Origin of the sequence: Paraburkholderia fungorum (assembly GCF_902833645.1) — a bacterium.
In the GTDB taxonomy this organism is placed as follows: Bacteria; Pseudomonadota; Gammaproteobacteria; order Burkholderiales; family Burkholderiaceae; genus Paraburkholderia; species Paraburkholderia fungorum.
In genome coordinates this window covers 239,668-263,834 of sequence record NZ_CADFGE010000006.1, presented here as the reverse complement: position 1 = coordinate 263,834, position 24,167 = coordinate 239,668, and the positions used below count along the sequence as shown (strand labels likewise).

The 24,167-nt window shown below is 63.3% G+C and carries 19 protein-coding genes; 8 read left to right on the top strand and 11 right to left on the bottom strand.

The window, feature by feature from the left end; translation table 11 throughout:
- Positions 1-146: 146 nt before the first annotated feature.
- Positions 147-1,430 (bottom strand): virulence factor family protein, encoded by a 1,284-nt coding sequence (locus HWX91_RS20465; RefSeq protein WP_028198624.1) that lies wholly within the window; start codon positions 1,428-1,430, stop codon positions 147-149.
- On the bottom strand, positions 1,427-3,979 hold the full coding sequence (gene mprF / locus HWX91_RS20460) for a bifunctional lysylphosphatidylglycerol flippase/synthetase MprF (RefSeq protein WP_244144115.1): 2,553 nt from the start codon (positions 3,977-3,979) through the stop codon (positions 1,427-1,429). Before mprF ends, HWX91_RS20465 begins: the two co-directional genes overlap by 4 nt.
- A 500-nt stretch (positions 3,980-4,479) precedes the next feature.
- Here mprF and HWX91_RS41110 point away from each other — a divergent pair, with 500 nt between their 5' ends.
- Positions 4,480-4,614, top strand: a complete 135-nt coding sequence (locus tag HWX91_RS41110; protein WP_255246804.1) for a hypothetical protein — start codon at positions 4,480-4,482, stop codon at positions 4,612-4,614.
- Positions 4,615-4,876: 262 nt separating this feature from the next.
- Here the strand turns inward: HWX91_RS41110 and HWX91_RS20455 are convergent, their stop codons facing one another.
- Positions 4,877-5,029, bottom strand: coding sequence for a hypothetical protein (locus HWX91_RS20455; RefSeq protein WP_167346792.1), 153 nt, complete (start codon positions 5,027-5,029; stop codon positions 4,877-4,879).
- Between the two features lie 245 nt (positions 5,030-5,274).
- Here HWX91_RS20455 and HWX91_RS20450 point away from each other — a divergent pair, with 245 nt between their 5' ends.
- Positions 5,275-6,672 carry an MFS transporter gene (locus HWX91_RS20450; protein ID WP_028198622.1) on the top strand — a complete coding sequence of 466 codons (1,398 nt, stop codon included), beginning with the start codon at positions 5,275-5,277 and terminating at the stop codon, positions 6,670-6,672.
- 125 nt (positions 6,673-6,797) lie between these two features.
- Here the strand turns inward: HWX91_RS20450 and HWX91_RS20445 are convergent, their stop codons facing one another.
- The 5 genes from HWX91_RS20445 to HWX91_RS20425 form a co-directional block, all read right to left on the bottom strand.
- On the bottom strand, positions 6,798-7,451 hold the full coding sequence (locus tag HWX91_RS20445) for a glycosyltransferase family 2 protein (protein ID WP_028198621.1): 654 nt from the start codon (positions 7,449-7,451) through the stop codon (positions 6,798-6,800).
- Positions 7,448-8,053, bottom strand: a complete 606-nt coding sequence (locus HWX91_RS20440) for a class I SAM-dependent methyltransferase (protein ID WP_028198620.1) — start codon at positions 8,051-8,053, stop codon at positions 7,448-7,450. The genes HWX91_RS20445 and HWX91_RS20440 overlap by 4 nt, the downstream gene beginning before the upstream one ends.
- A 24-nt stretch (positions 8,054-8,077) precedes the next feature.
- Entirely contained in the window at positions 8,078-9,241 is a 1,164-nt protein-coding gene (locus tag HWX91_RS20435; RefSeq protein WP_042276074.1) for an acyl-CoA dehydrogenase family protein, read from the bottom strand.
- Positions 9,242-9,424: 183 nt separating this feature from the next.
- On the bottom strand, positions 9,425-11,407 hold the full coding sequence (locus HWX91_RS20430) for a PAS domain-containing hybrid sensor histidine kinase/response regulator (RefSeq protein WP_028198619.1): 1,983 nt from the start codon (positions 11,405-11,407) through the stop codon (positions 9,425-9,427).
- Positions 11,408-11,849: 442 nt separating this feature from the next.
- Complete coding sequence (locus HWX91_RS20425) at positions 11,850-12,899, bottom strand: NAD(P)/FAD-dependent oxidoreductase (protein WP_028198618.1); 1,050 nt, start codon at positions 12,897-12,899, stop codon at positions 11,850-11,852.
- A 262-nt stretch (positions 12,900-13,161) separates the two neighbouring features.
- On the opposite strand from HWX91_RS20425, the gene HWX91_RS20420 reads away from it, so the two are divergent.
- Together HWX91_RS20420 and HWX91_RS20415 are read left to right on the top strand one after the other, a co-directional pair.
- The gene (locus HWX91_RS20420) at positions 13,162-14,271 is read left to right on the top strand and encodes a porin (protein WP_028198617.1); all 1,110 of its coding nucleotides are present in this window, start codon (positions 13,162-13,164) and stop codon (positions 14,269-14,271) included.
- An 89-nt stretch (positions 14,272-14,360) separates the two neighbouring features.
- Positions 14,361-15,395, top strand: coding sequence for a nucleoside hydrolase (locus tag HWX91_RS20415; RefSeq protein ID WP_063627887.1), 1,035 nt, complete (start codon positions 14,361-14,363; stop codon positions 15,393-15,395).
- Between the two features lie 86 nt (positions 15,396-15,481).
- Here HWX91_RS20415 and HWX91_RS20410 read toward each other — a convergent pair whose 3' ends face one another.
- Entirely contained in the window at positions 15,482-16,408 is a 927-nt protein-coding gene (locus HWX91_RS20410; RefSeq protein WP_028198615.1) for a LysR family transcriptional regulator, read from the bottom strand.
- An 82-nt stretch (positions 16,409-16,490) separates the two neighbouring features.
- On the opposite strand from HWX91_RS20410, the gene HWX91_RS20405 reads away from it, so the two are divergent.
- Together HWX91_RS20405 and add are read left to right on the top strand one after the other, a co-directional pair.
- Positions 16,491-17,837 (top strand): NCS2 family permease, encoded by a 1,347-nt coding sequence (locus HWX91_RS20405; RefSeq protein ID WP_028198614.1) that lies wholly within the window; start codon positions 16,491-16,493, stop codon positions 17,835-17,837.
- A gap of 22 nt (positions 17,838-17,859) precedes the next feature.
- Entirely contained in the window at positions 17,860-18,957 is a 1,098-nt protein-coding gene (add, locus tag HWX91_RS20400) for an adenosine deaminase (RefSeq protein ID WP_028198613.1), read from the top strand.
- A 64-nt stretch (positions 18,958-19,021) separates the two neighbouring features.
- Here the strand turns inward: add and HWX91_RS20395 are convergent, their stop codons facing one another.
- On the bottom strand, positions 19,022-19,882 hold the full coding sequence (locus HWX91_RS20395; protein ID WP_028198612.1) for a LysR family transcriptional regulator: 861 nt from the start codon (positions 19,880-19,882) through the stop codon (positions 19,022-19,024).
- 163 nt (positions 19,883-20,045) lie between these two features.
- On the opposite strand from HWX91_RS20395, the gene HWX91_RS20390 reads away from it, so the two are divergent.
- A complete protein-coding gene (locus HWX91_RS20390; RefSeq protein WP_028198611.1) occupies positions 20,046-21,446 on the top strand; it encodes a DHA2 family efflux MFS transporter permease subunit in 1,401 nt (466 codons plus the stop codon).
- Positions 21,447-21,829: 383 nt separating this feature from the next.
- Positions 21,830-22,756, top strand: a complete 927-nt coding sequence (locus HWX91_RS20385; RefSeq protein ID WP_028198610.1) for a LysR family transcriptional regulator — start codon at positions 21,830-21,832, stop codon at positions 22,754-22,756.
- Positions 22,757-23,672: 916 nt separating this feature from the next.
- On the opposite strand, the gene HWX91_RS20380 is transcribed toward HWX91_RS20385, so the two are convergent.
- A complete protein-coding gene (locus HWX91_RS20380; protein WP_028198226.1) occupies positions 23,673-24,095 on the bottom strand; it encodes a hypothetical protein in 423 nt (140 codons plus the stop codon).
- Between the last annotated feature and the right edge of the window lie 72 nt (positions 24,096-24,167).

Sequence of the window (24,167 nt, the reverse complement as noted above, 5' to 3'; positions counted from 1 at the left end):
GCGCAATACGGATGTCGAGGCAGTTCATGCGGACGATCTTCGTTGACTTGGCGGCCTTTGTCAATCCCTGCTAGCCAGATCGGGCAGCGCCGCCTGAGCCTGTATGACGCGCACCGCCAGCGACACGCGTCATACGGACGGACGCATTACCGCACGCCGCTTTGTTTCTTGAAGGCGTCCAGAATGCGCCGTTCCAGCGCGTTGTAGTCGCGCCCAAAGTGATGATCGCCCGACGTGCGAATCACCGTGACGCCAGTTTGGGCCAGCGTCGGACACAAGGTGTCCTTCTCTTCTTCACCGTAGAAGCACTGCACGATCGCAGGCGGTACACGCGTCAGTTCGGGCTGCACCTTCAAGGCCTTATCGCTTGCCGGCATACCAAGCCAGCCGCCCACACGAATCTGGAAATCGGCGTCGGGCGCGAAGCCCAGCAACGCAATCAGCGACACCTTCGCGCGCAGCGCCTCGGGCAAACGGTTATAGGCGAACGGCATCACGTCGGCGCCAAACGAATAGCCGACGAGCGCAATATGCTCCGCATGCCAGCGCGTCCCGTAGGTTTGCATCACGCGCGCGAGATCGCGGCTCGTCTGCGCCGGGGTTTTCTCGCTCCAGAAATAGCGCAGACTGTCGATGCCGACCACCGAAACGCCGTCTTTCTGCAACGCGAGCGAGATGGTCTTGTCGAGATCGCGCCAACCGCCGTCGCCGGAAATCACAATCGCCATCAGGCCGTTCGGATGCGCCGCCGGCAATTCGATCAGCGGCAGATCGGAGACGTCGTCTTCGCTCGCCGGGGTCGTCTGCAAATGCCGCGTCACCAACGCCACGAGTTGCGTGCGATCGCCGTTGCCAGGCGTCGCCTTTTCGACGAAGCCCGGCACTTTGTCGCGGATGATCGTCGGGTCCGGCGGGCACGGTTGAAAGCGCGGATCCAGATTGCGCTCGGCGTCCACCGAAACCGCGCCGGCTACCGTATTCGACGGCGCCTGCTCCAGCACGTGCATCGCCAGCGTCGCGCCCTGCCCCGTACCGGCGACGATCGGCGCGAAATAGCGGCTCGATTGCGATTGCCGTTCGAGTTGATGGCTCAGCGCTTCAGCATCGCCCACCAGTTGATGACAGGTTTCTTTTTTCGCGCTCAGATTGGCCGCATAGCGCGCCGTATCCACGCCGACGGTCATTGCGCCCGCCTTCGCGAGCGCATCGGCGGTTTGCTGGTCGGCGGCACTCCAGCCGCTCGCCGGTGAGTACAGCACCACCAGGCCGCGCAAGGGGCCGGCCGGCTGCGTCACCGTTACGTCGCCATAACGGCCGCCGGGTACGGTGGTGGTAGCGGTGGTAGTGGTGGTGGTTGCGGCGCAAGCAGCGGTGCTGCCAGCAACGAGGCTCGCCGCCATGGCGAGCCTGAAAAACGGTTGCAATGTCATGAACGCCGGCCTCCTGCCAGCAATGACAGGTCCGCGAGCGTGAAGAACACGCTCATCGAACCCGACGCCGCGAGATAGCGCGGCTCCCAATGCGGCTGGAACTTGCTCTTGAAAGCTCGCAGTCCGCGGAAGTTATAGAAGCGGCCGCCGAAGCGCCACACGATGCCCGCCAGCCGATGCCAGCGCGACGCGAGCGGCGTCGGCTGCATGCCGGAGAGCGGCGCGATGCCGAGACTGAGCGAACGGAAACCCGCCTGCTTCAGATGCAGCGCCAGTTGGGTGAACAGATACTCCATCGCATACGGCGATGCGCTTTCCACGTGGCGCATCACGCCGACCGTCGCCTCGGTGTTCAGATCGGTCGTCATGTAGGTCACGAAAGCCACCGGTTCGCCGTTCTGGCGCACCAGCATCACGGATTGCGCGGCGAGGTACTCGTCGGTGAACGCGGCTACGGAGAAGCTCTTTTCGCGCGCGTCGCGGCTGTCGAGCCAGCCATCGGAAATCTCGCGCAGCGTTTCGAGCGACGCCGGCACGTCGGCCTGATCGATCACTTCGACGGCAAAACCATCACGCTCGCCACGCTTGAGCGCATAGCGCAAATGCGCGCGATGCGAGCCCTTCAGATCGAAATCGTCGAGCACCACGTGAGCCTCTTCGCCCAGTTTCATCAGCGTGAGGCCGGCGTCGAGGTAAAGCGGCAGCGCGTTGGCACGCACTTGATAGAACGCGGCGCGGCCGCCGTGCGTGTGCGCAAGCGCGACAAACTTGCTGATCAAGCCGGCCCACTCCTCGCGCGGGCCAACCGGATCATGAAGCGCGGCCCACGTGCGGCCATTTTTCGCGTACATCAGGAACGCCTCGCGCGATTCGGAAAAGAGAAAGCTCTTGTCGCCCATCAGCGCGAGCCCGGCGTCGCTGCGCTCCTGCGCCCGCACGATACGCGCCGCATCCTGCAGATCTTGCGCCGGGGGCATGACGAAACGGCCGGCCGCGGGACGCAGCAACTGCCAGAACGCGAACGTCGCGGCAAACAGGCTGGCGGCCAGCGTCGCACGCAGCGCACGCGGGGCGCGTTCGTCGAAAGCGAATTGCCACCATAGGTCGCGCGTATAAGGCACGTCGCGGAACGCAAACAGCATCACCCACACCGCGAGCGCGAGCACCATCGCCACCGACACCAGCCAGCTCATCGTAAAGCGCTCGGCGAACAGCGACGAATGACGATTGAAGCGGCGACGCGTAGACAGCAGCAGCGCGATCAGCATACCGAGCACGCCCGCTTCCACAAACGCAAGTCCTTTGGTCAACGACAGCGCGAGGCTCAATACCGCCAGCAGCAGCGTCATCCACCACGCGGCATCCAGACGCCGCAGCAAGCCGCGCGCGACGAACAGCAGCAGCACGCCGAGCACGCTGCACAGCATCTGCGAGCTTTCGAGCACCCATAGCGGCAGCACGTCGCGCAGAATCCGGATGCGGTGCCAGAACGCGGGCGTGGCGCTGGAAATCACCAGCATGCCGCCGACCACGAACGTCACCAGGCTCAGAAACAGCGGTGCGAGTTTCGACGCGGCCGCCGCATGCTGCAGCGAAAAACGGCTTTTCAACGCGCGGCCTTCGAAACCGGCAAGCAGCGCCGCCGAGACGATCAGCGGGACACCGAAGTAAATCGCGCGATAGGCGAGCAGCGCCGCGACCATCTGATGCGTTTGCACGCTGCCGTTCAGCGTGAACACCATGGCGGCTTCGAATACGCCGACGCCGCCGGGCGTGTGGCCGATCAGGCCGAGCAGCATCGCGGCGGCATAGACGGTGATGAAGGTCACGAAGCCGACATCCGCATGCGGCAGCAGCGCCCACAGCGCGAGGCCCGCGGCCACCACGTCGAGTACGGCGAGGGCCACCTGGGCGAGCAGATCGCGGCGCGCCGGGATATCGAACGACAGCCACTGCCAGCGCGTGCGGACCGGGCGCGTTTCGCGACGGCAGGCGGCCGCCGCGAGTCCGAGCACGGCCAGCACCGCGGCGCCGCTCCAACGCAGCGTAAGCGGCGCAAGATGCAGCATCGCCGCGAGCGGGTCGGCGAGGCACACCATGCCGAGCGCCGTCATCAGCACCAGCGCGAGCGCCAGCGAGACGCTCGTGAACACGGTCATGCGGCCGATCTGCGCGGGCGTGACATTCGACACCCCGTAGACGCGCGCACGCACGGCGCCGCCCGTCAATGCGCCAAAGCCGGTGACATTGCCGAGCGCGGAACCCGCGGTCGCGCCAATCCACAGCGCGGCGCGCGGCACCACGGCGCCGAGGTAGCGCAAGCCGACCGCGTCGCGTCCGACCAGCGCGACATAGCTGAGCGCGGTCGCGCCGAGCGCCGCGGCCCACTCGCCTGCCGTCAGGTGACGGAGCTGGCGCACGACCGAGCGATAGTCGACTGCTTGCGAGAGATGTTGGAGTACGACTAGCAGCAACCCGCAAATGACGAGTGCGAGCACGGGCGAGAGAATGCTGCGCTTGCCAAGCACGCGGGACACTCGGTCGAACATCGCGCCTAGCCGGTCGAACCTGTTGTTATATCGGTGGAACATGGTCAATGCGAGCCTTGCCTGGAGCTGTCGTGGCGACGGATCGTCTGCCACGGCGTCGCCTCACTCTGGCGATTACAAATGGATAACGGCAAAGCGTTAAAAAGGTTGACACTGTCAGCCAATGTCATTCAGTTCGTCGGGTTTTAACCTGGATCGGTGAAGGAAGCCGAACACGCTTCGTGGCATGACGGCGCAACTTGCGCCCATCAAACGGTCGAAGTTGCCGATTGGTTTGCCGTGCCGATACGGACCGCGAGCCTCGACAGGGGGGAGAATTTTAAACGTTTATTGAAGATACCGAGACGAAGATTTGGCGCCCCGTCGTAATCAGCCGATCGCGCACTGATTTAAAGGCTGATTTTATCCATCAAGATTTTCGCCTCGCGTGCCGTAATCGAGATCAATAGCACGGCGCAATGCCGGGATTTCGTAGCCTGAACGGCGGCAATTGAAGGGGAATGATGATGGCGGAACAGGATTGGGTGATTGCGGGGATCTATCTGGTCGGACTGGTATCGATGGCGCTTCTCATTAGCGCACTGTCCGCGCGAGCGACCAAAGAACGTCCGGTTTCATCGCGCATCAGCGATTAATGCCCGCAGGACCGGGCTTCCGACGCCGCAAGCCCGGAGCCGGCAGCGGGAAGCTGCCTGGATGAAGGCCGTGACGTCGCGCGTGCAATTTGCGCGGCCTAGGGCGAAGTGATTCATTGCGCCCGGCAACTGACGACAGCGGGGGCTCGCCTGATCGATCCTGACGGCACGCCCTACGCGCGAGACAACGACCTGCCTGGTGTTCCGGATTCCAGGCCGTAACGATAACTACCAGCCGTACTATCAGCCGTTAGTGAGACGCTTACTGCGGGCGGCGATGCGCTTCGGCCAGCACAGCGCAGGTTTGCAGATGCAGGTTGAGCGCGTGCAGAGCCAGTGCGCGGAGCTTGCCCAGCCACGTGGTGTTGGCGGGAGTTGCGGTGCGGACGGTAGCGGCGTTGGATGCAGTGTTCATGACGGACTCCTGTATAGGGTTTATACCTAGGGAATAACCCGATTATAGCCCTCTCATGCCGCGCCGCAACAAATATCAATAATATTGCCGGCATGTTGCGCGGCGCCGACGCCCATACCCGCACAGTCCACAAAAAGGGCGGCATCAGTTGGCGCATCGGCGGCGCGCAATTAACCATCCGCACCGTACAGGTGCAATAATGACGCCTTTGCCTGCGACCACCCGCCGCAGATCGCCTCTCCTCCATGACCGTCGTCGAGAAAGCTCTGATTGCGCCCCTTATCGTCGCATGTGCGATGTTCATGGAAAGCGTCGATGCGAATGTGATCGTCACCGCCCTGCCCGCCATGGCGCGCGATTTCGGGCGCGATCCGGTCACGCTGAAAATCGCGGTAACGAGCTACGTGCTGGGTCTCGGCGTGTTCATCCCGGTATGCGGCTGGCTCGCCGACCGCTTCGGCGCGCGCACGGTCTTCCGGACCGCGATCGGCATTTTCGTGGGCGGCTCGCTGCTGTGCGCCGCGTCGAACTCCCTGCCCACCTTCACCCTCGCCCGCTTCGTGCAAGGCGTCGGCGGCGCGATGATGGTGCCGGTCGGGCGGATCATCATCTTCCGCGTGGTGCACAAGTCCGACTTCATCCGCGCGATGAACTATCTGAGCGTCCCCGCGTTGCTCGGACCGGCCGCCGGGCCGCTGCTCGGCGGCTTCATCACCACCTATCTGCACTGGCGTCTGATCTTCTTCATCAACGTGCCGATCGGCATTCTCGGCATCTATCTGACCAACCGCTATATCGCCAACACACGCGAACCGGATCCCGGGCCGCTCGACTGGATTGGCTTCTTTCTGTCGGCGGCCGGCGCGGTGCTGCTTCTGCTCGGACTGTCGCTGGTGGGCGGCGAACTCATTTCGAATCAGAACGCGTTCGGCATGTGCGCGAGCGGCGCCGTTCTGCTTCTCGGCTACGTTGTGTACGCGCAGCGCGTTGAATTTCCGCTGCTGGATCTGCGGTTTTTCAAGGTGCCGACTTTCCAGGCGAGCGTGCTCGGCGGATCGCTGTTTCGTATCGGCCTCGGCGCGTTGCCGTTTCTGCTGCCGCTCATGCTGCAGGAAGGACACGGCATGAGCGCGTTCGAGTCCGGCCTGATCACCTGCGCGTCCGCATTCGGCGGCATGTTCATGCGTGCGGTCGCGTCAAGCGTGCTTCATCGGTTCGGCTTCCGTTCGGTGCTGGTGGTGAACGCGGCGCTCTCAGGCATATCGATCGCCGCGTGCGGACTGTTTTTTCCCGGCACGCCGACCTGGATCATCTGGTTCGTCGTCCTGCTCGGCGGCTTCTTCCCGGCGCTGCAGTTCACGAGTCTCAACTCGCTGACGTACGCGGAAATCGCCAGCCGCGATGTAGGACGCGCCACGAGTCTCGGCAGCGTAGTGCAGCAGATGTCGCTCGGTCTGGGCGTGACGATAGGCGGTATCGTGCTGCAGATTTCGCGCGCACTGCATGGCCATCCGAGCATCACGTGGTCGGATTTCTGGCCCGCGTTCCTGGTGGTGGGCCTGTGCTCGTTCGCGTCGATTCCGGTGACGCTGCGCATGCCGCATGGCGCCGGTGAAGAAATCTCGCGGGGCGGCCGGGGGTAAAGTGTCTCTGCCTAAGTCGGTCTTGCGGCTCACGCTCATCCGGCCGATGCGCTGGCCGTTGCGACACAAGGAGAGAGAGCGGCGCCCACTTCGTCAAGCGAGCCTGAACCGGACCGCCCAGCGCACTAGCCGCTCGCCAAGGCAGCGAGCGTATCACCGAAGCCGCCGCGAGCGCGCGTCGCCGTGCGCGCGCTCGTGATCACGCGCGGTGCGGCACTCCACGCGATGCGGGCGCCAGTCGCGATCAAACGATCGACCAGCGCGACGTCTTCGCTGCACGTGAGCGGCGGAAAGCCGCCGGCCCGTCGATACGCTTCGGCCGAGACGCCGAGATTCGCACCGTGCACGTGGCGATGGCCGTCGGCATCCACATAGGTCTTGCGGAAATATTCGCGCACGCTGTGGGGGTGAGCTGCCCAGTCGTCGACGGCAATCGAGCCGCACACCGCGTCCGTGTCCAGCGACAACTGCGCGACCAGCCAGCCCGGCGACACGCGGCTATCGGCATCGGTGAAAGCGAGCCAGCGGGCGCCGTCCGCCAGCAGAAAATCGGCACCCGTCGCGCGCGCAATGCCGACATTGCGCACCTTCAACGTCAAGGTCTCGACACCGTAAGCACGCGCGATCACGTCGGAAAAATCGTTGCAGGCATCGAGTACGGTCACGATCCGCACCGGCTCGCCGGCCAGACCGGCATGGCGCGATGCTTCGATCAACGCGGCAAGGCATGGGGCCAGCAGAGCCTCTTCGTTATGTGCCGGAACGATCACGCCGATCATAGGAGCCCCTCGCGTTGCGCGACTGAACGCGCGTCGTACGACCAGACGTCGATCAGCAGATCGGCTTCGTCGTGATGCGCGAGACGCGACAGGCCGCAGCGCGCATCGAACAACGCGTGCGCGGCATCGGCGGAGGCGAGCGCCTCGGCAAACGGCCGGCGCCAATGGCATGCGAGCAACGTGCCGTCCGGTGTGAGCGACGCGGCAATTCGCGCGGCCAATGTTTCGAGATCGGCTGCATCGAGGTAATAAGCAAGTTCGCTGATCACGATCAGCTCGAACGGCCCCGCCTCGGTCGGCCATTGCTGCGGCACCCTGCGCTGTTCCACAGAGACCTGCGGCAAGCCGGCCACCCGTTCGCGTGCAAGACGTACGGCCGTTTCGTGCAGATCGGCGGCGAGCAGCGCGTCGCATCGGCTTGCCAGCGCGGCCGTCAATTCGCCGTTCGCGCAGCCCGGCTCGAACGCGTTGCGGTAACGCGGACGCGGCAACAAGGCAAGCGTGAGCGAGCGCTTGCGGTGCTCGTACCAGCCTTCGCGCAGGTGCCAGGGGTCGTCGCTGCTTTTGTAGAGTTCATCGAAATACGTCGCCGTAGAGGACATATCAGCGGCCCTCCACGTATCGCGTCAGAGCGTCCACGGCGCACCTCCGGTAACAGCGTTGGGCCCGGCTTTGACGATCAGTTCGCCGAGCGCGGCAAGATCCCGTTCAGCATGGCTTTGCCGAAGGAACACCGGCAGGTCCGCCAGCGCCCGGGCAAAGCGGGCATCGCGGCATAACGGAGCGGCGCCGAGCGTACGCGTCGCGTGGGCCATCACCTCGGTGGCCGCTTCCTCGACGATGAGGCGGGCGCGCATGGCTTCCGGTTGAGCGTCGGCTTGGGGGTTCGCGTCGATATGAGCAGCGGTTTCCCGCAGCACGGCGGCAGCACCCGCCAGCGCCACGTCGACCGCGCCGAGGTGGGCAAGCCGATGCGGGTCGGCGCGCTGCATGGATGCGTCGCGCAACGTCCGCGCGATCTGCGCTGCCGCGCCGTACCAGCACGCGGCGATACCGGCGCCGCCATGCCAGAAGCCCGGCCGGCGCACGTAAGCATGCGCGCCGCCCACGAGCGTGGCCGCGGCCCGATTGAAGGTAACGTCGGCACTGGCGGTGGCTTGCATACCGACGGCCTGCCACTTTGAGGTGTCGATTGAAATCGACGCCTGATCCATCGCGACGGCGGCAAGCACAGGTTCGTCATCGAGCCATGCGGTGACGAGCGTGTGACTGACCACGCGCGCGCCCGAACACCAGGCTTTCGTGCCGTTCAGCGTCAGTTGCTCGGCATCGCCGGAGCCACTCGCAGGCCTGGTGGCCTGCACACGCGCGTCAGGCGGCTCCGCCGCCCATACGCCCCAGCGGCTGCCAACGGACGGCGTGGGGCCATGCAACTCGGCGAGAATCGCCAGCGCGTCGGTATGACCTTCGAACAGTTTGACGAGACTGAGATCGCACGCGGCAACCGCGGCCAGGGCGCGCCAGCGTGCGAGCGTGTGTCCGTGCCCCGGCAACGGCATGCAGGGCAAGCGGTCATAGCCCCGTTCGATCAGCGCCTGAAAAACATCGCCCAGCGCGGCGGGGTCTGCCGTATCGAAACACGTGTGATGCAGAAAATCTTCCAGCGACCCGGCGGAGCGCACCGTCGATTGCGACGTGAATCCCGAATGAGGGTCGCGAGTGTGGGTTCTGCTAATTCGTTCCGGCGACCGCGCACCCACGCTGGCCGCACGATCGCGCGTGGCGAGCATCGTGCCTCCCTGAAGCAGTTCGATCTATACGCGCGGACTTTGGATAGCAGCCGCGCGTGCAGACAAACAGCAAGCGGCGTGCCGCAGGCATCGAACCTCGAACAGTTGGGATGCGCCGTGCTGCTTCAGGAGTGATAACGCTCAAGATTAAGCGCGCAGCACGCTGCTTTGAAGGAAGCGCGCCTACTGACTTTTACCCGCGCCACCCTGTTCGCGCCGCGCTTCCGCCTGTTCCAGCAACGCCTCGAACAACGTGAGGTCTACAGGCTTGACGAGATGGGCGTCAAAACCGGCCGCCCGGGTGCGCTCGCGATCACTCGCATGACCGAAGCCGGTCATCGCGGCGAACAGCGTGCCGGCCAGCGCGGGCATCTCGCGCAAGGCCGCCAGCGTCGCGAAACCATCCATTTTTGGCATCGCAAGGTCAATCAGTGCAAGGTGCGGCACGAGGCGCGGCGCGACTTCGAGTGCCTGCGCGCCATCGTAGGCAATGCGAACTTCGTGGCCTTTGAGTTCGAACAGCATGGCAAGGCTGTCGGCGGAGTCGCGATTGTCGTCCACCAGCAGAATTCGTAACGGCGGCACCACCGCGTTCACCACGCCGGCGTGATCCACCTGGGTTTCGGCGGGTGCCGCGGCAAGCGGCAAACTGAGCGTGAACGAACTGCCGCATCCCTCGCCCGCGCTGCTCGCAATGATGCTGCCGCCGTGCATTTCGATCAGCGATTTGCATAACGTGAGGCCGATGCCAAGGCCGCCTTCGCCGAGACTTTGCCCGCTCTTTTCCTGCACGAACAACTCGAAAACCGTGTCGAGCGAACCCACAGGAATGCCACAGCCGTGGTCGCGCACTTCCAGCACCGCCATGTGATGCTCGACACGCCCCAATATCTCGATCTGGCTGCCGGACGGTGAAAATTTCGACGCGTTATGCAGCAGATTTTGCAGCACCTGCACGAGCCGCGTCGTGTCGCCACTCACGACCAGCGGCTCGGCCGGCATCTGCGTCGCCACACTCTGCGAGCGCGAATCGGTGAACGGGCGCGCGGCTTCGATCGCGCGCGCCACCACCTCGACCAGATCGACGCGTGCAAGCCGCAATTCGACTTTGTCCGACATGATGCGGCCGATGTCGAGAAGATCGTCGACGAGGCGCGTAAGGTGCGTGACCTGACGATCGATGAGATCGCGTGAGCGCGCGAGCGTGGGGCTCATACCCGCCTCGAGTCGCATCACGCCGATCGCGTTACGCACCGGCGCCAGCGGGTTGCGCAACTCGTGCGCAAGCGTGGCGAGAAACTTGCGCATACGCTCGCCCGAACGTTCCAGTTCCTCACGCTCGCGGCGCTCGGTCAGATCGCGTGTCACCTTGGCGAAACCGCGCAACCGGTTCGATTCGTCATACACCGCGGTGATGTTGACGTTGGCCCAGAAGGTCGTGCCGTCCTTGCGCACACGCCAGCCTTCGTCCTCGACACGGCCGACCTGCCGCGCAATCGCCAGTTCCCGCGCGGGCTTGCCGGCCGCGACTTCTTCGCGCAGGTAGAACGTGGAAAAATGCCGGCCGATGATTTCCTCGCGTGTATAGCCTTTGATACGCGCGGCGCCTACGTTCCAGCTCACCACATAGCCATCCGGATCGAGCATGAAAATCGCGTAGTCTCTTACGCGGTCGACCAGCAGACGAAAGCGCTCCTCGCTTTGCCGCAACGCATCGAGGTACTCGCGCTGCGCAGTCAGATCGCGGGTGATCTTGGCGAAACCCGTCAGCACACCCGCCTCGTTGCGTACCGCCGTGATGACCACGTTCGACCAGAAAGTCGTGCTGTCTTTACGAACCCGCCAGCCCTCGTCCTCGAAGCGGCCGGTTAGCGTTGCCTGCTGCAACTCGTAATCCGGCCAGCCGCGCGCGACGGCTTCAGCGGTGTAAAAGCGCGAGAAGTGCTGGCCAATGATCTCGTGAGCCGCGTAACCCGTCAGCTTCTGCGCGCCGGCGTTCCAGCTGACGATATGCCCAGTCGTGTCCAGCAGGAAGATCGCGTAGTCCTCGATCGACTGCACGAGCGACCAATAGTCGACCGCGACGGGCGGCTTCGCTAGGGGCGCAGACGAAACATGGGCAGCCTCGTTGTTGTTCCCTGCGGAGCGGGCTTCAGTTTCGTTCATGATGAAAAGAGTCTTTTGGTATGTTGAAACAGCATACACCGGCTCACTTTCATGTTTCGCCTATTACCCGGCACGTTATCGCCTCGATCACTGAAAACAGCCATATTTGACGCCGGGCGTGGCCGCAGGACGTCAATGCCCCCGGCGCCCGCCACCGCTGCGACGCTCGATCTGTTCACACAGATTTACTCAGCAAGCCGCGCACAATGCAGGATCGAGGGATCATCTCAAGTGCTGTAGCAAGCGGCGTTCCCGCTACCCCGCAAATATCCGCACGAAATTGGACAAGCCCGGGGCGGCCGGAATCCCGTCGGCGGAGAGGCCGGAAAGAATGATCGCTGTAAGCGACAAACCCCCACGCTTTGCGTGATGCTGAAACTCGCTTGCAGGCTCAGTCGGACCAAACGCGACACCAAGCCTGCGACGCCACCCACAGAACGGTTCAGGCCGCCGCCCCCACCTTCTCCGCCAGCTTCGCGTCATAGCTGGAATGGACATGCACCCTCTTCTTCTCCGGATAGGCGTATGCATACGCCTTGCGCAGCGCTAGCGACGCCTCATGGAAACCCGACAGGATCAGCTTCTGCTTGTTCGGATAGTTGGCGATGTCGCCGACCGCGAAAATGCCGGGCCGCGAGCTTTCATAATTGGATGTATCGACATCGACGCGGCCGCCGTGAATCGACAGATTCCACTTTGCGATCGGTCCAAGATCGGCGACCAGACCGTACAGCACGACGAGTTGCTCGGCGTCGAGCTGCGTCTCGCCTTCGATATGGCGCAGCGCGATCGATTTCAACGCATCGTTCTCGACGTTGAGCCCCGCAATCGCGCCGACCACAAAATCCATCTCCCCGGCCTCGACCGCCCGCCGCATCGCATCGACGCTCGAATTGGCCGCACTGAACCCGTTGCGGCGATGCACCAGCGTCACACGCCGCGCGACCTCGCGCAATGCCAGCGCCCAGTCCAGCGCGGAATCGCCGCCGCCCGCCACCACCACGGTCTTGCCGGCAAAATCGGCAAGGCGTTGCACGCTGTAGTGGACGTGACGCGACTCCAGCGGCACGGCTTCGGCAAGCGCCAGTTTTTGCGGGACGAACGCGCCATTGCCGGCGGCAAGCAGAATGGCCGCCACGTCGAATACGAGGCCGCGGTCGGTATGCACGGTCCAGCGCCCATCGTCGCGCTGCTCGACCGACTCGACCCGTTGTTCCAGATGAATCGGCACCTCGAAGGGCTTGCATTGCACCAGCAAACGCTCGACCAGTTCGCGCGCCGTACACGACGGAATCGCGGGAATATCGTAGATCGGCTTGTCCGGATAGAGCTCCGTGCATTGTCCGCCGACCTTGTCGACCGCATCGACAATCTGGCATGACAGGCCGATCACGCCCGCTTCGAAAGCGGCAAAAAGGCCCACAGGGCCTGCGCCTACGATCAGAACATCGGAGCGAATCGGTTGCGGAAGGGGGTCTGCGGCGGTCGTCATGAGGTGCTCGGTGGGTAGGTCGATGATGTAGGTCGATGAGCCACCATACAGAATCGCCCGAGGCCCGGCAACGATGCCATTACAGGCGATAAGGACGCTCGTGCCGGTTGTTCCGGTGAGCGGCACAGGCCTCATTGAATAGATTAAATTTATGGAACCATAAAAAAACAACATTATTTTTATAACCGACGAGTTCGTATAGTCGAGCCCAGTTCGAATGCGCCCCTTCTTCGGCGCCCTCCTTTCTCGCTACTGGACCACGATGAAACTACTCAAGTTCGCCCCTCTCGCGATCGCCGGCGCGCTCTCCAGCGTTGCCCATGCGCAAAGCAGCGTGACGTTGTATGGCCTGATTTCGGCGGGCGTCGGTTATGCGACCAATCAGGGCGGCAAGAACGCGTGGCAGGCGCTCTCGGGCACCAACCAGAACCCACGCTGGGGTCTAAAGGGCATCGAGGACCTGGGCGGCGGCACGAGCGCGATCTTCCAGTTGGAGAACGGCTTCAACGTGATGTCCGGCACCGCGTCGCAAAACGGCCGCGAATTTGGCCGCCAGGCGTTCGTCGGACTCTCCAGCAAAACCTACGGTACGCTGACCTTCGGCCGTCAGTACGACACAGTGCACGATTACGTGGGCCCGGTGATCATCGCGAGCAACGGCGTGAACATCGGCGACAACGACAACGGCTATAACGACATTCGCGTACAGAACGCGGTGAAGTACGTGACACCCGACTATCGCGGGTTGAAGGCCACGGCCGAATACGGCTTCAGCAATGCCACCGGCTTCGCCAACAACAACGCATATAGCTTCGGCGCCGGTTACGAACACGGACCGCTGAAGTGGAGCGTGGTCTACGCGCAATACAACAACCCGTTTAGCGCGACCAATCCGGACGGCGCGATTTCGAACGACTACGCGTCGTCGCTGCTGATCTTCGCGAAGAGCGCGCTGCATCCGGCCGCGTACGCGAGCAAGCAACGCATCTTCGGCACGGGCGGTTTCTATACGGTCGGCCCCGCGCAATTTGCAGCGCTTTTCACCGATGTCCGCTACGATTATCTCGACGGTTCGCACCTGCATCTGCAGAACTACAACCTGAACGTGAACTACCACGTGAGCCCCGCGTTCATTCTCGGCGCTGCGTATGCGTTCACCGACGGCAAATACGACGTGATCAACACGAGCCCCAAATGGCATCAGGTCAATCTGCAGGCCGATTATTTCCTGTCGAAACGCACCGACGTCGCGTTGACGGTGATCGCGCAGCAGGCCGCGGGCGACGCGCAGCATGCGCAGATTTTTGCTTACGCTCAATCCACCGGCATCCGTCAGATGATCGCGACGGTCGGCATGCGCCACGTGTTCTGACCATGATGAAATCCTTAGACTCGACTCAGGAGCGGCGTGCGTTCTTGCGCACAGCCGTGGGGCTGGCCGCTGGTGCATCGGCGTGGCCGATGTTTGCCGGCGCGGCCTCTCCAGCTACTGCGGGCGCTCCCAACACCGCGAGCGGCACGTCCTCTTCGGGCGCTGCTGCGCCAGGCGGCGTGCGCCGCAGCGTGATCATCGATTGCGATCCCGGTCAGGACGACGCGATCGCGATCATGTTCGCCCTCGGGGCGAGCGACCGGCTCGACGTGCGCGCCATCACGACGGTTGCGGGCAACGTGCCGCTCGATCTCACCGAACGCAACGCCCGTATCGTGCGCGACTGGGCCGGCTGCACGCAATCGCTGCCGGTCTATGCGGGCTGCCCGCGGCCGCTCACACGCGAACTGATCACGGCGGCCAATGTGCACGGCAAGACCGGTCTCGACGGCGTGCCGCTGCACGAACCGCTCGCGCCCCTCGCGCCGCAGCATGCAGTCGCGTTTCTGATCGACACCTTGCGCGCGGCGCCGCCCCATAGCGTGACGCTGTGCGCGATCGGGCCATTGACCAATCTGGCCACCGCGCTTATCGAAGCACCGGAAATCGGTGCCGGCATCCGCGAAATCGTGCTGATGGGGGGCGCTTTTTTTGAACGCGGCAACATCACGCCCGCGGCCGAATTCAATATCTACGTCGACCCGCAGGCCGCGCAGGTCGTGTTCGCGAGCGGCGTGCCAATCGTCGTGCTGCCGCGCGACGTCGCGGTAAAAGCGCCGATCACGCCGGCACGGATCGCACCGATCCGCGCGCTCGGCAATCGCTGCGGCACCATGGCCGCCGACATCATGGCCGCGGAAGTCGCGTATCAGAAGGGCCGCAAGGGCATTGAAGAAGCGCCGATGTACGACCCCTGCGCGACCGGCTACCTGATCGAGCCGTCCCTCTTCAAGGGACGCGAGGTCAACGTGATGATCGAGACCGTCGGCGAATGGACGCTCGGTGAAACGGTGGTGGACTGGAGCGGACACAGCGGCCGCAAGCCGAACGCGACATGGATCACCGAAGTGGACGCGGACGGTTTCTATGCCGCCTTGCGCGCACGGCTTGCCACGCTGCCGTGAGCGGTTCAAGCCGTGAAGCGGTGAAAAGCTCGACATCGGTGAGGCAATCGGTCATGCAGTCGGTCATGCAGCGCGCGCCAGTTGCGTCAGATATGCGCGGCGATCCATTCGCGGCAAGCTCGCACGTGCGGGCCGCGATCCTCGCCGGCAAGCGAAATCAGCGCGATCGAACGGGCGACGCGCGGCTTGTCGAGACGCAACGCGACCAGTTCCGCGTCGTGCAAATGCATGGTGTAGAGACTGGGCAGCACGGCAATCGCCAGACGGTTGCGAACGAGTTCGTACAACGGCTCGGTGTACTCGACGCGATACGCGACTGTCAGTTGCAAGCCTTCGGCCCCGCCAGTGCGCCGCAGCGCGTCGCTGACGCTGCCGCGCACGAACACGGCCAGATCGCGGCCCACGAGTCTCGCCCACGCAAGGCTTTTCTTCTGCGCGAGCGGATCGTCACGCCGCACCACGACCACGATCTGATCCTCGAACAGATCCTGGTAGCGCAACGCGGCTTCGCCGTCCTTGTCCGGCACGGCTGCATCGGGTTCGTGCACGCCCACGCCGAAGTCGGCCGCGCCCTCGCGCACCGCATCGATCAGGGCGGTGTTCGGCATGTCGTTCAGCGTGAAGCGCAGCGACGGTTGCCGGGCGCGCAACGAGGCGAGCGCAGGCAACAGGCGCGCCGCAGCCGACGGAATCAGCCCGATGCGCACGGTCTGCACGCGTTCGGCGAAGGTGCTCGCCATATCGTCGAAGGTGCCGCGCGCCTGATTGAGCAACCGCTCGGCGAGCGGCAGCACGCTGGCGCCCGCATGCGTGAGCGTCAGCCGGTGCGCGGAGCGTGCGAACAGTGGACCGCCGAGCAGGAACTCGATCTGCCGGATCGCCGCCGTCAGGGCCGGCTGCGTCAGGGCGAGCGACTGCGCGGCCTGCGTGAAGCTGCGGGCGTGCGCCAGAGTGACGAAGTACTGGATTTGCCGCAGCGTGAGCGCGGGCAGCAGGGACGAACGGTCGGTCATGGAGAGCAATGCATCGACGCAATGCGCAGCAGTATAAATGCGTGGTTACAGGATGAATCAATTGATCAATAACGAATCTTCAATGCCGAACAGCAACAATCCGGCACAGGCCGCGCACGGCGGCTGGCTCGAACGGCGTTTCGCGCTCGCCGCGCGCAAAACCAGCGTGCGTACTGAAACGATCGCCGGCATCACGTCGTTTCTCGCGGCCGCTTATTTGCTGGTGGTGATTCCGTCGCTGCTGTCGGCCGGTGGGATGGATCGCGGCGCAGCAACCACCGCGACGATTCTCGTGTTCGTGCTGAGTACGGTGTTGATGGCGCTGTATGCGAATCTGCCGTTCCTGGTGGGACCCGGCATCGGCGGCTCGGTGATTCTCGGCATTACGCTCGCGGGCGAACACGTCGCGTGGCAAACGGGCCTCGGCATTGCATTCGTGTCCGGCGTGCTGTTCCTGATCCTGACCCTGGTGGGTGCGCGCAGCCTCGTGGTGCGCCTGATTCCGGCGCAGATCAAGCTCGGACTCGGCGCATCGATCGGTTTGTTCATCGCCGTGCTCGGCTTTCGCAACGCCGGGATGGTGATCGCCAACGCGAAGACCAACGCGCTCGCGCTCGGCGATTTCTCGCGGCCCGGCACGCTGGTGGCGTTGATCGGCCTCGGCGCGGCTGTCGTGCTGCAAGGCCGCCGCGTGCCTGGCGCGATCCTGTGGGCGATTCTGATTGCGGCTGCCGCCGGTGTGCCGCTCGGCGTCACGCATATGCCTGCGTCGTTCCTGTCATGGCCGCATAGCATCGCGCCGATCGCCTTCAAACTTGACATAGCGAGCGCGTTGAGCGTGGCCGCGATTCCGTATCTGTTCGTGTTCTTCGCGGCGGAGTTTTTTTCGACGCTCGGCACCACGCTCGCAGTCGGCGCCAAAGCGGATCTGCTCGACGAAAACGCGAACTTGCCGAACATCAACCGGCCGTTTCTCGTCGATTCGATTGCCGCGACGCTCGGTCCCGTGTTCGGCATTCCGGCGCTGACCGCGCTGGTGGAATCCGCCGCAGGCGTTGAAGCAGGTGGGCGTACCGGCCTCTCCTCGCTTGCCGCAGCCGCGATGTTCGCGCTGATGCTGCTGTTCGTGCCGGTCGCACTGGCCATTCCGAAGGAAGCGACCGCGCCGGCGCTGATCCTGATCGGCTTGTCGATGTTCAGCACGATCCGCCACACGCATTTCGACGACTTCAGCGATTCGCTACCCGTTCTTTCCATGGTGCTGCTCACGCTGATGTCGAACAGTTTCGGCACCGGCATCGCGGGCGGCCTGCTCTGCTACGTGCTCGTCAAGCTGCTCGCGGGACGCTTCCGTGAAGTGCCGTGGGGTCTCTATGTGCTGGCCGTGCCGCTCGGCTATTACTTCTATACCGTGGTCAAGCCGCACTGAAACTACCGAAAACCATACCGACATGAAAGAGACATTGGGCAACGTGCCCGCATCGCGCCTTGGCATTACGCTTACCGACGCCCATCGCGCCTTCTTCACCGCCCTGCCGAAGGTCGAACTGCATTGCCATCTGCTGGGCGCGGTTCGCCACGAAACGTTCATCGCGCTCGCCGAAAAGAGCCACGCACCGATCGCTCGCGAGGAGATCGACGCGTTCTATACGCGCGGCGAAAAACCGGTCGGCGTGCTGCGCGTGCTGCGCGCGCTCGACGAACATCTGCTCACGCAGGCGGACGACCTGCATCGCATCGCCTATGAATATCTCGCCGACGCCGCCTCGCACCAGGTGCGTCATAGCGAATTCTTCTGGAATCCTACTGGCACGGTACGCGTTTCGAAGATTCCCTATGTGGATGCGCAAGCGGCCATTGTCACCGCGATTCGCGACGCCGCTTGCGACTTCGGCATCAGTGCGCGGCTGATCCCGAGCATCGACCGCGAAGCCGATCCCGACGAAGCGGTCGCGCTGGTCGACTGGATGTGCGCGCATCGCGCGGACGAAGTGGCGGGTCTCGGCATCGACTACCGCGAGAACGACCGGCCTCCGGAATTGTTCTGGAAGGCATACCGCAATGCGCGTAACGCAGGTTTCAGGACCACCGCGCATGCGGGCGAATTCGGCATGCCGTGGCGCAATGTCGAGACGGCCGTCGATCTGTTGCAATGCGATCGGATCGATCACGGCTACACGATCGTCGACAACCCGCAGTTGGCAGCGCGCTACGCGGAGCGCGGCATTGTGTTTACCGTGGTGCCGACAAACTCCTACTACTTGCGCACCCTCGCGCCGGAGGTCTGGGCGGAGCAGCATCCGATACGCCGCATGCCGGGTCTGGGCCTGAAAATTCACCCGAATACCGACGACCCGACACTGCACAAGGTCACCCCCGGTGAAGCATGGCAATTGATGCATAGCCACTTCGGCTTCAGCGTCGCCGAGCTGCGGCAGTTCATGCTGAACGGCATTGACGGCGCGTGGATCGACGAAGCAACACGCCACGCCTGGCGCGCGGCCTGGGGCGCGGAGTTCGACGCGTTGGCCGCGACCTTGCCCGCTTAGACCGGAACGCCGCCGGAACGGCGCCGCGGGTCAGGTCATTCACTCAGGCGCTGCCCGCCCGGCTTCATTCACCAATCCACGACCCACGTAAGTCGCTGTCGTACAGCAATTGCAGCAACGTGCCTGCCGGACGGCTCAGCCGTCTGGCGGCCAGCGCGATAAATTCCACCGAGGGCAGCGTCGGCAGACTGGCCGCGTTGAGCGGCGGCGTCAGGCCCCGGGCGGCCAGGTACTGCGGACGCACGGTTATCCCGAGACCGCCGCGCGCGGCCGCAATACAGCCCGAATGACTGCTGCTTGTGCACACCACCTGCCAGCTAAAACCGGCTTCGGCGAGCGCATCGAGCACCACGGCGCGCGTCACGCTCGGCTCCGCGACCAGAATCAGCGGCAACGGCTGACTCAGATCAACCAGCGTACCGGTGCGCGCCAGCCACTCCAGCCGCCCCGTGAAAAGCGGCACGCCACGGCGATCGCCCAGCCGCCGCTTACCGACCAGCAGATCGATCGAACCGGCGTCCAGCAACTCATACAGCTTGCCGGTCATGCCGATGGTGATTTCCAGTTCGACGTCGGGATGCGCGTCGCGAAATGCCGCCAGCACCGTGGGCAGCGGCCCGAGCGCGACGTCGTCCGAAGAGCCGAGCCGCACCCGCCCTTTTAAACGCGGCGCACGAAACTGCGACTCGGCCCGCGCGAGCGCCTGCAGGATCACGCTGGCGTGCGCGAGCATGGCCTCGCCGTCCGGGGTCATGGCGAGCGAATGGGTGTCGCGCACGAACAGGCGCCGCCCCACGCTCTCTTCGAGCCGGCGGATATGTTCGCTGACGCTCGATTGCGTGAGATCCAGTTGCCGCCCCGCCTCGGTGAAGCTATGACAGGCGGCGACGGTGGTGAAGGTCTTGAGCCAGATGGGATTGAGCATAAATCATTGTGAGCCTGGTTATCGGCAATGTCGATAACAGTCAACGTCCCCAGTGGGGTTCCCGATTGACAGGGATGTCAATACCATGACGCTATCCCGCCAACGATTGTTTCGAGCACGGGCGCCGATCTGTCCCCGGCAGCGCCCTAACGCTCATTTGGATATGAACAAGGATTCCGCTCAGACCGCGCTACTCTGGATCGTCGCCGCCGGCTTTTTCATGCAGTCGCTCGACACGACGATCGTCAACACCGCGCTACCGTCGATTGCCAGGAGTCTGCACGTCGCGCCGCTCGCGATGCAACCGATCGTGGTCGCCTACACGCTGACAATGGCGATGCTCACGCCCGCGTCGGGCTGGCTCGCCGATCGCTTCGGCACGCGGCGCGTGTACTTCGCGGCGATTCTCATCTTCGTGCTCGGATCGCTCTGTTGCGCGAGCGCGCATACGCTCGGCCAGCTGGTGCTCGCGCGGGTCCTGCAAGGACTGGGCGGTTCGATGCTGTTGCCGATCGGGCGGCTCGCCGTGCTGCGCAGCGTCTCGAGCGAGCAATACGTATCGGCGCTCGCGTTCATTTCGATTGCCGGCCAGTTGGGGCCGATCGCGGGCCCAACGCTCGGCGGCTGGTTCGTTCAGGCCATTACCTGGCACTGGATTTTCCTGATCAACGTGCCGATCGGCGCATTGGGCCTTTATGCGGTGCAGCGATTTTTACCGGCGCATGGGGAGACGCAGGCGCCGCCGTTCGACTTTGTCGGTTGTGGGCTGCTGTCGCTGTGCATGATCGCGTTTTCGCTGGCCGTCGACGCGCCGGTGCCGTCGCATCGCCTGGCATGGTCGGCCGGCCTCTTCGCGCTCGCTGTGGTGAGCGCGCTCGCCTACATTCCGCATGCGAGGCGACGCAGCAATCCGCTCTTCAAACTTGCGCTCTTTCGCGAACCGAATTTCAGCGTCGGTCTGATCGGCAACCTGGTATGCCGCATCGGCTCAAGCGCCGTGCCGTTCCTCGTGCCCTTGCTGCTGCAATTGCAGCTCGGTTATACGCCGCTGCATTCCGGCCTGATGATGCTGCCCGCCGCGCTGGCCGGCACCCTCACCAAGCGCTGGATTGCACCGCTCGTGCGCCGCTATGGCTATGACACCTTTCTGCTCGTCAACACGGTGATCGTGGGCTCGTCGATCGTTGCGCTCGCATTGATCACGCGCGGTACGCCGCTGATCGTCGGGATTGTGATTCTGGCGGTGTTCGGCGGCGCCAACTCCATGCAATTCGCGGCGATGAACAGCGTCACGCTCAAGGGTCTCTCGCATGAAGACGCCGGCAGCGGCAACAGCCTTTTTTCGATGGTGCAGATGCTGGCGATCGGGCTGGGCGTCTCGATCGGCGGCGGCCTCGTGAATCTGTTCTCGGCGCAATGGGGATCGGCCGCGCTCGGGTTTCGCCTGAGCTTCGTGTGCGTGGGCGTCATCACGCTGGTGTCAGCATGGATATTCCGCCATCTCGACGAAGCGCCCGTCACGCGCGAGGTGCGTGGGCGAGCGACTCAGGGCGCGGGACGCTGAGCAACGTGGCCCGATCCCGCACGCGGATGCCGGAAAAACCGTCGCGGTTTCATTCAAACGGGCGCCGCCAGCATTGCGGTGGCGGCAATATTCGATAGATCGGCAAAATCGATAATAAAAACTTACGGCCTGATCGCGTTCTCCGTTGATCGGCGTGAATATTCATAACGCATGACGAAATCCGCATTCCACCGTGCATCGGCCCGACGCATTCGGATCGGCGCTGGACGCTTGCGTGACGCGATAGCGTGACGGTTATTCCACTCATGATGCAGCGTCATCGATGCGTTGGGAAAGCCTGGGTCTCCCGATACCGGCGTCTGAATTCAAACGATATTTCGCGTTAGCATGTCGGGCATTAATGCATAACAAGGGAATATCACATGCCATTTGACGAGCGCATGCTGAACGGCATGGGCGTGCTGACGGCGATCGTCGACTGCGGCAGTTTTGCGGCGGCTGGCGAAGCACTCGATATGTCGCAATCCGGGGTCAGCCGTTCGGTTGCACGGCTTGAAACACGCCTTGGCATCCGGTTGTTCGACCGCACCACGCGCTCGGTCGTGCTGACTGACGAAGGCCGGCGATTTTACGAACAGATCGTTCCGCTACTCGGTGGGCTCGAGGAAGCGGCTGCTACGGCGGCGCAAGGTGCGACTGCGGTTCGCGGACGTTTGCGGGTGAGCATGGATCCATTGTTTTCGCGTCTCGTGCTGGGGCCGAGGCTCGGCGGCTTTATCGACAGGCATCCCGATCTGCAACTCGAGTTGATCACGCGCGACCAGTTAGGCGATATGGTTGCTGATGGGTTCGACCTTGCGATTCGTTTCGGCGAACCGCCGGTTTCAACGCTGATTTCACGCAAGCTGATCGACACGCGGATTATGACGGTGGCCGCGCCGTCGTATCTTAAGAAGCATGGTCATCCGGCTAGTCCGGCCGAGCTCGAAAACGGCAAGCATGTGTGCATCAAGTTTCGCAATCCGTTGACGGGTTACCCGTTCAGTTGGGAGTTTCATCGCGGGCGCAAGAAGATTGCGATTACCCCGCAGGGGCGTTTGATGGTGAATGACGTTGGCACGTTGCACAGTGTGTGTGCTGCGGGCCAGGGGATCGCGCAGGTGCTTGCGCTTGGTGTTGAGTCGTTGCTTGCCAATGGCAAGCTGGTTGAGCTGTTTCCTGACTGGAAGGATGAGGTTCATCCGGTGTATGCGCTTTATCCTTCGCGGCATCGGCCGCCGGCTAAGGTTAGGGCTTTTTTTGATTTTGTTATGTCGGTGATGGGGGGTGGGCGGGAGGTTGCTGTTTGAGGTTTTTTTTGCCTGCGCGGCGCTTGGTTTATCTGGTTTGCCTTTGGCGGGTTGGGTTTCCTTGGGCTGGAATTTTGGCCTTTCCTTGCTGTGGTGGTTGTCTCTAGTCTGTTGCTGGTCTTTTTGGCCTTTCCTTGATTTGGTAGTGGTCTATTAGCGTTGCCCCTGTGCGGGGCGGCACTTACTTTCTTTGCCGCCGCAAAGAAAGATAAGCAAAGAAAGCGGCTCACACCGCTAATTCTTAAGCGGGTCCCCCGCGCAGTAGCGACAGTGGTGCATCTGGAATCTGTCGCCTCGCACATTCAGCGTCAGTGACAAAGGAGTCATACCTCCGGCGGCGCTGCGCGCGCCGATACCCTGTTCAAAACACCGCCCGCCGGACTTGCGCTTCCGCGGTTTGGTCCGTTCCCCGACTCGTGGTTGCATCGCTGCTGCAAGCACAAACGCGGCCGCGAGCGCGATCGCGATCGCACCGCGAATGTAACGCACGACATTTCCTTTGAAGCAGTTCGCCAACCGGAGTGGGAGCATCTCGCCAAGGCGAAGCCGACGGCTCCCGCTGCGCGAAGCGAAGCCGCTGGTTTCCCTGGCAGACCCGTCCGCGACGCACGCAGTGCGGAGTGGGAGCTGATGAGCCCTGTGTCAACGGCGCGGAGTGTGCGGGGGCACGGATTCCAGATGCACCACTACCGTGGCTGCGCGGGGGACCCGCTTAAAAATTAGCGGTTTGAGCCGCTTTCTTTTGCCTACTTTTCTTTGCGGCCGGCAAAGAAAAGTAGGTGCCGCCCCGCACAGGGGCAACGCTAATAGACCACTAACAAATCAAGGAAAGGCCAAAAGACCAACAACAGAACCAAACCCCCACCACGGCAACGCCAAAAAACCCACAACCGCCGAGCAGGCAAAACCCCACCCCTCAATCCTCATCATCCGTCCAGGGAATATCCACATCAGAAATAAAAGCCACCGTTGCAAACGGCCCCCCATCCTGACGCCCGATCTTCCCATCGGCACGCTGCCATTCAACCCTGAACACCGTGCCCGGATCATCGGCAATCAACCGCACCGTGCGAACTTCATCCGGATCCGCTTCCTCGACAGGACCGTCGAGCGAAACCAGCAACTCCTGCGGCCAAAGCCCATCGGTAGGATCGTAAATCTTGTCGCCGTCCGGAATCAGCGTGAATGCCTCCACCCCGATCGTCGCGGACGCCTCAATGATCATCTTGCCCAGCGCGCGTAGCAACGCTGTGGCCCGCGCCGAGTTGGCCTGGCGAATTGCGAGATCCCCGCGCGTCAGCGCCTGCTCAAGTTTTGGGTTGGTTTTTTGTTGCGCCATTCGATGTCCTGATTCCTATCGCTCTGTTATTCACGGCACGCCGATTCGTCACGTACCGCTCTCCGTTTTTCG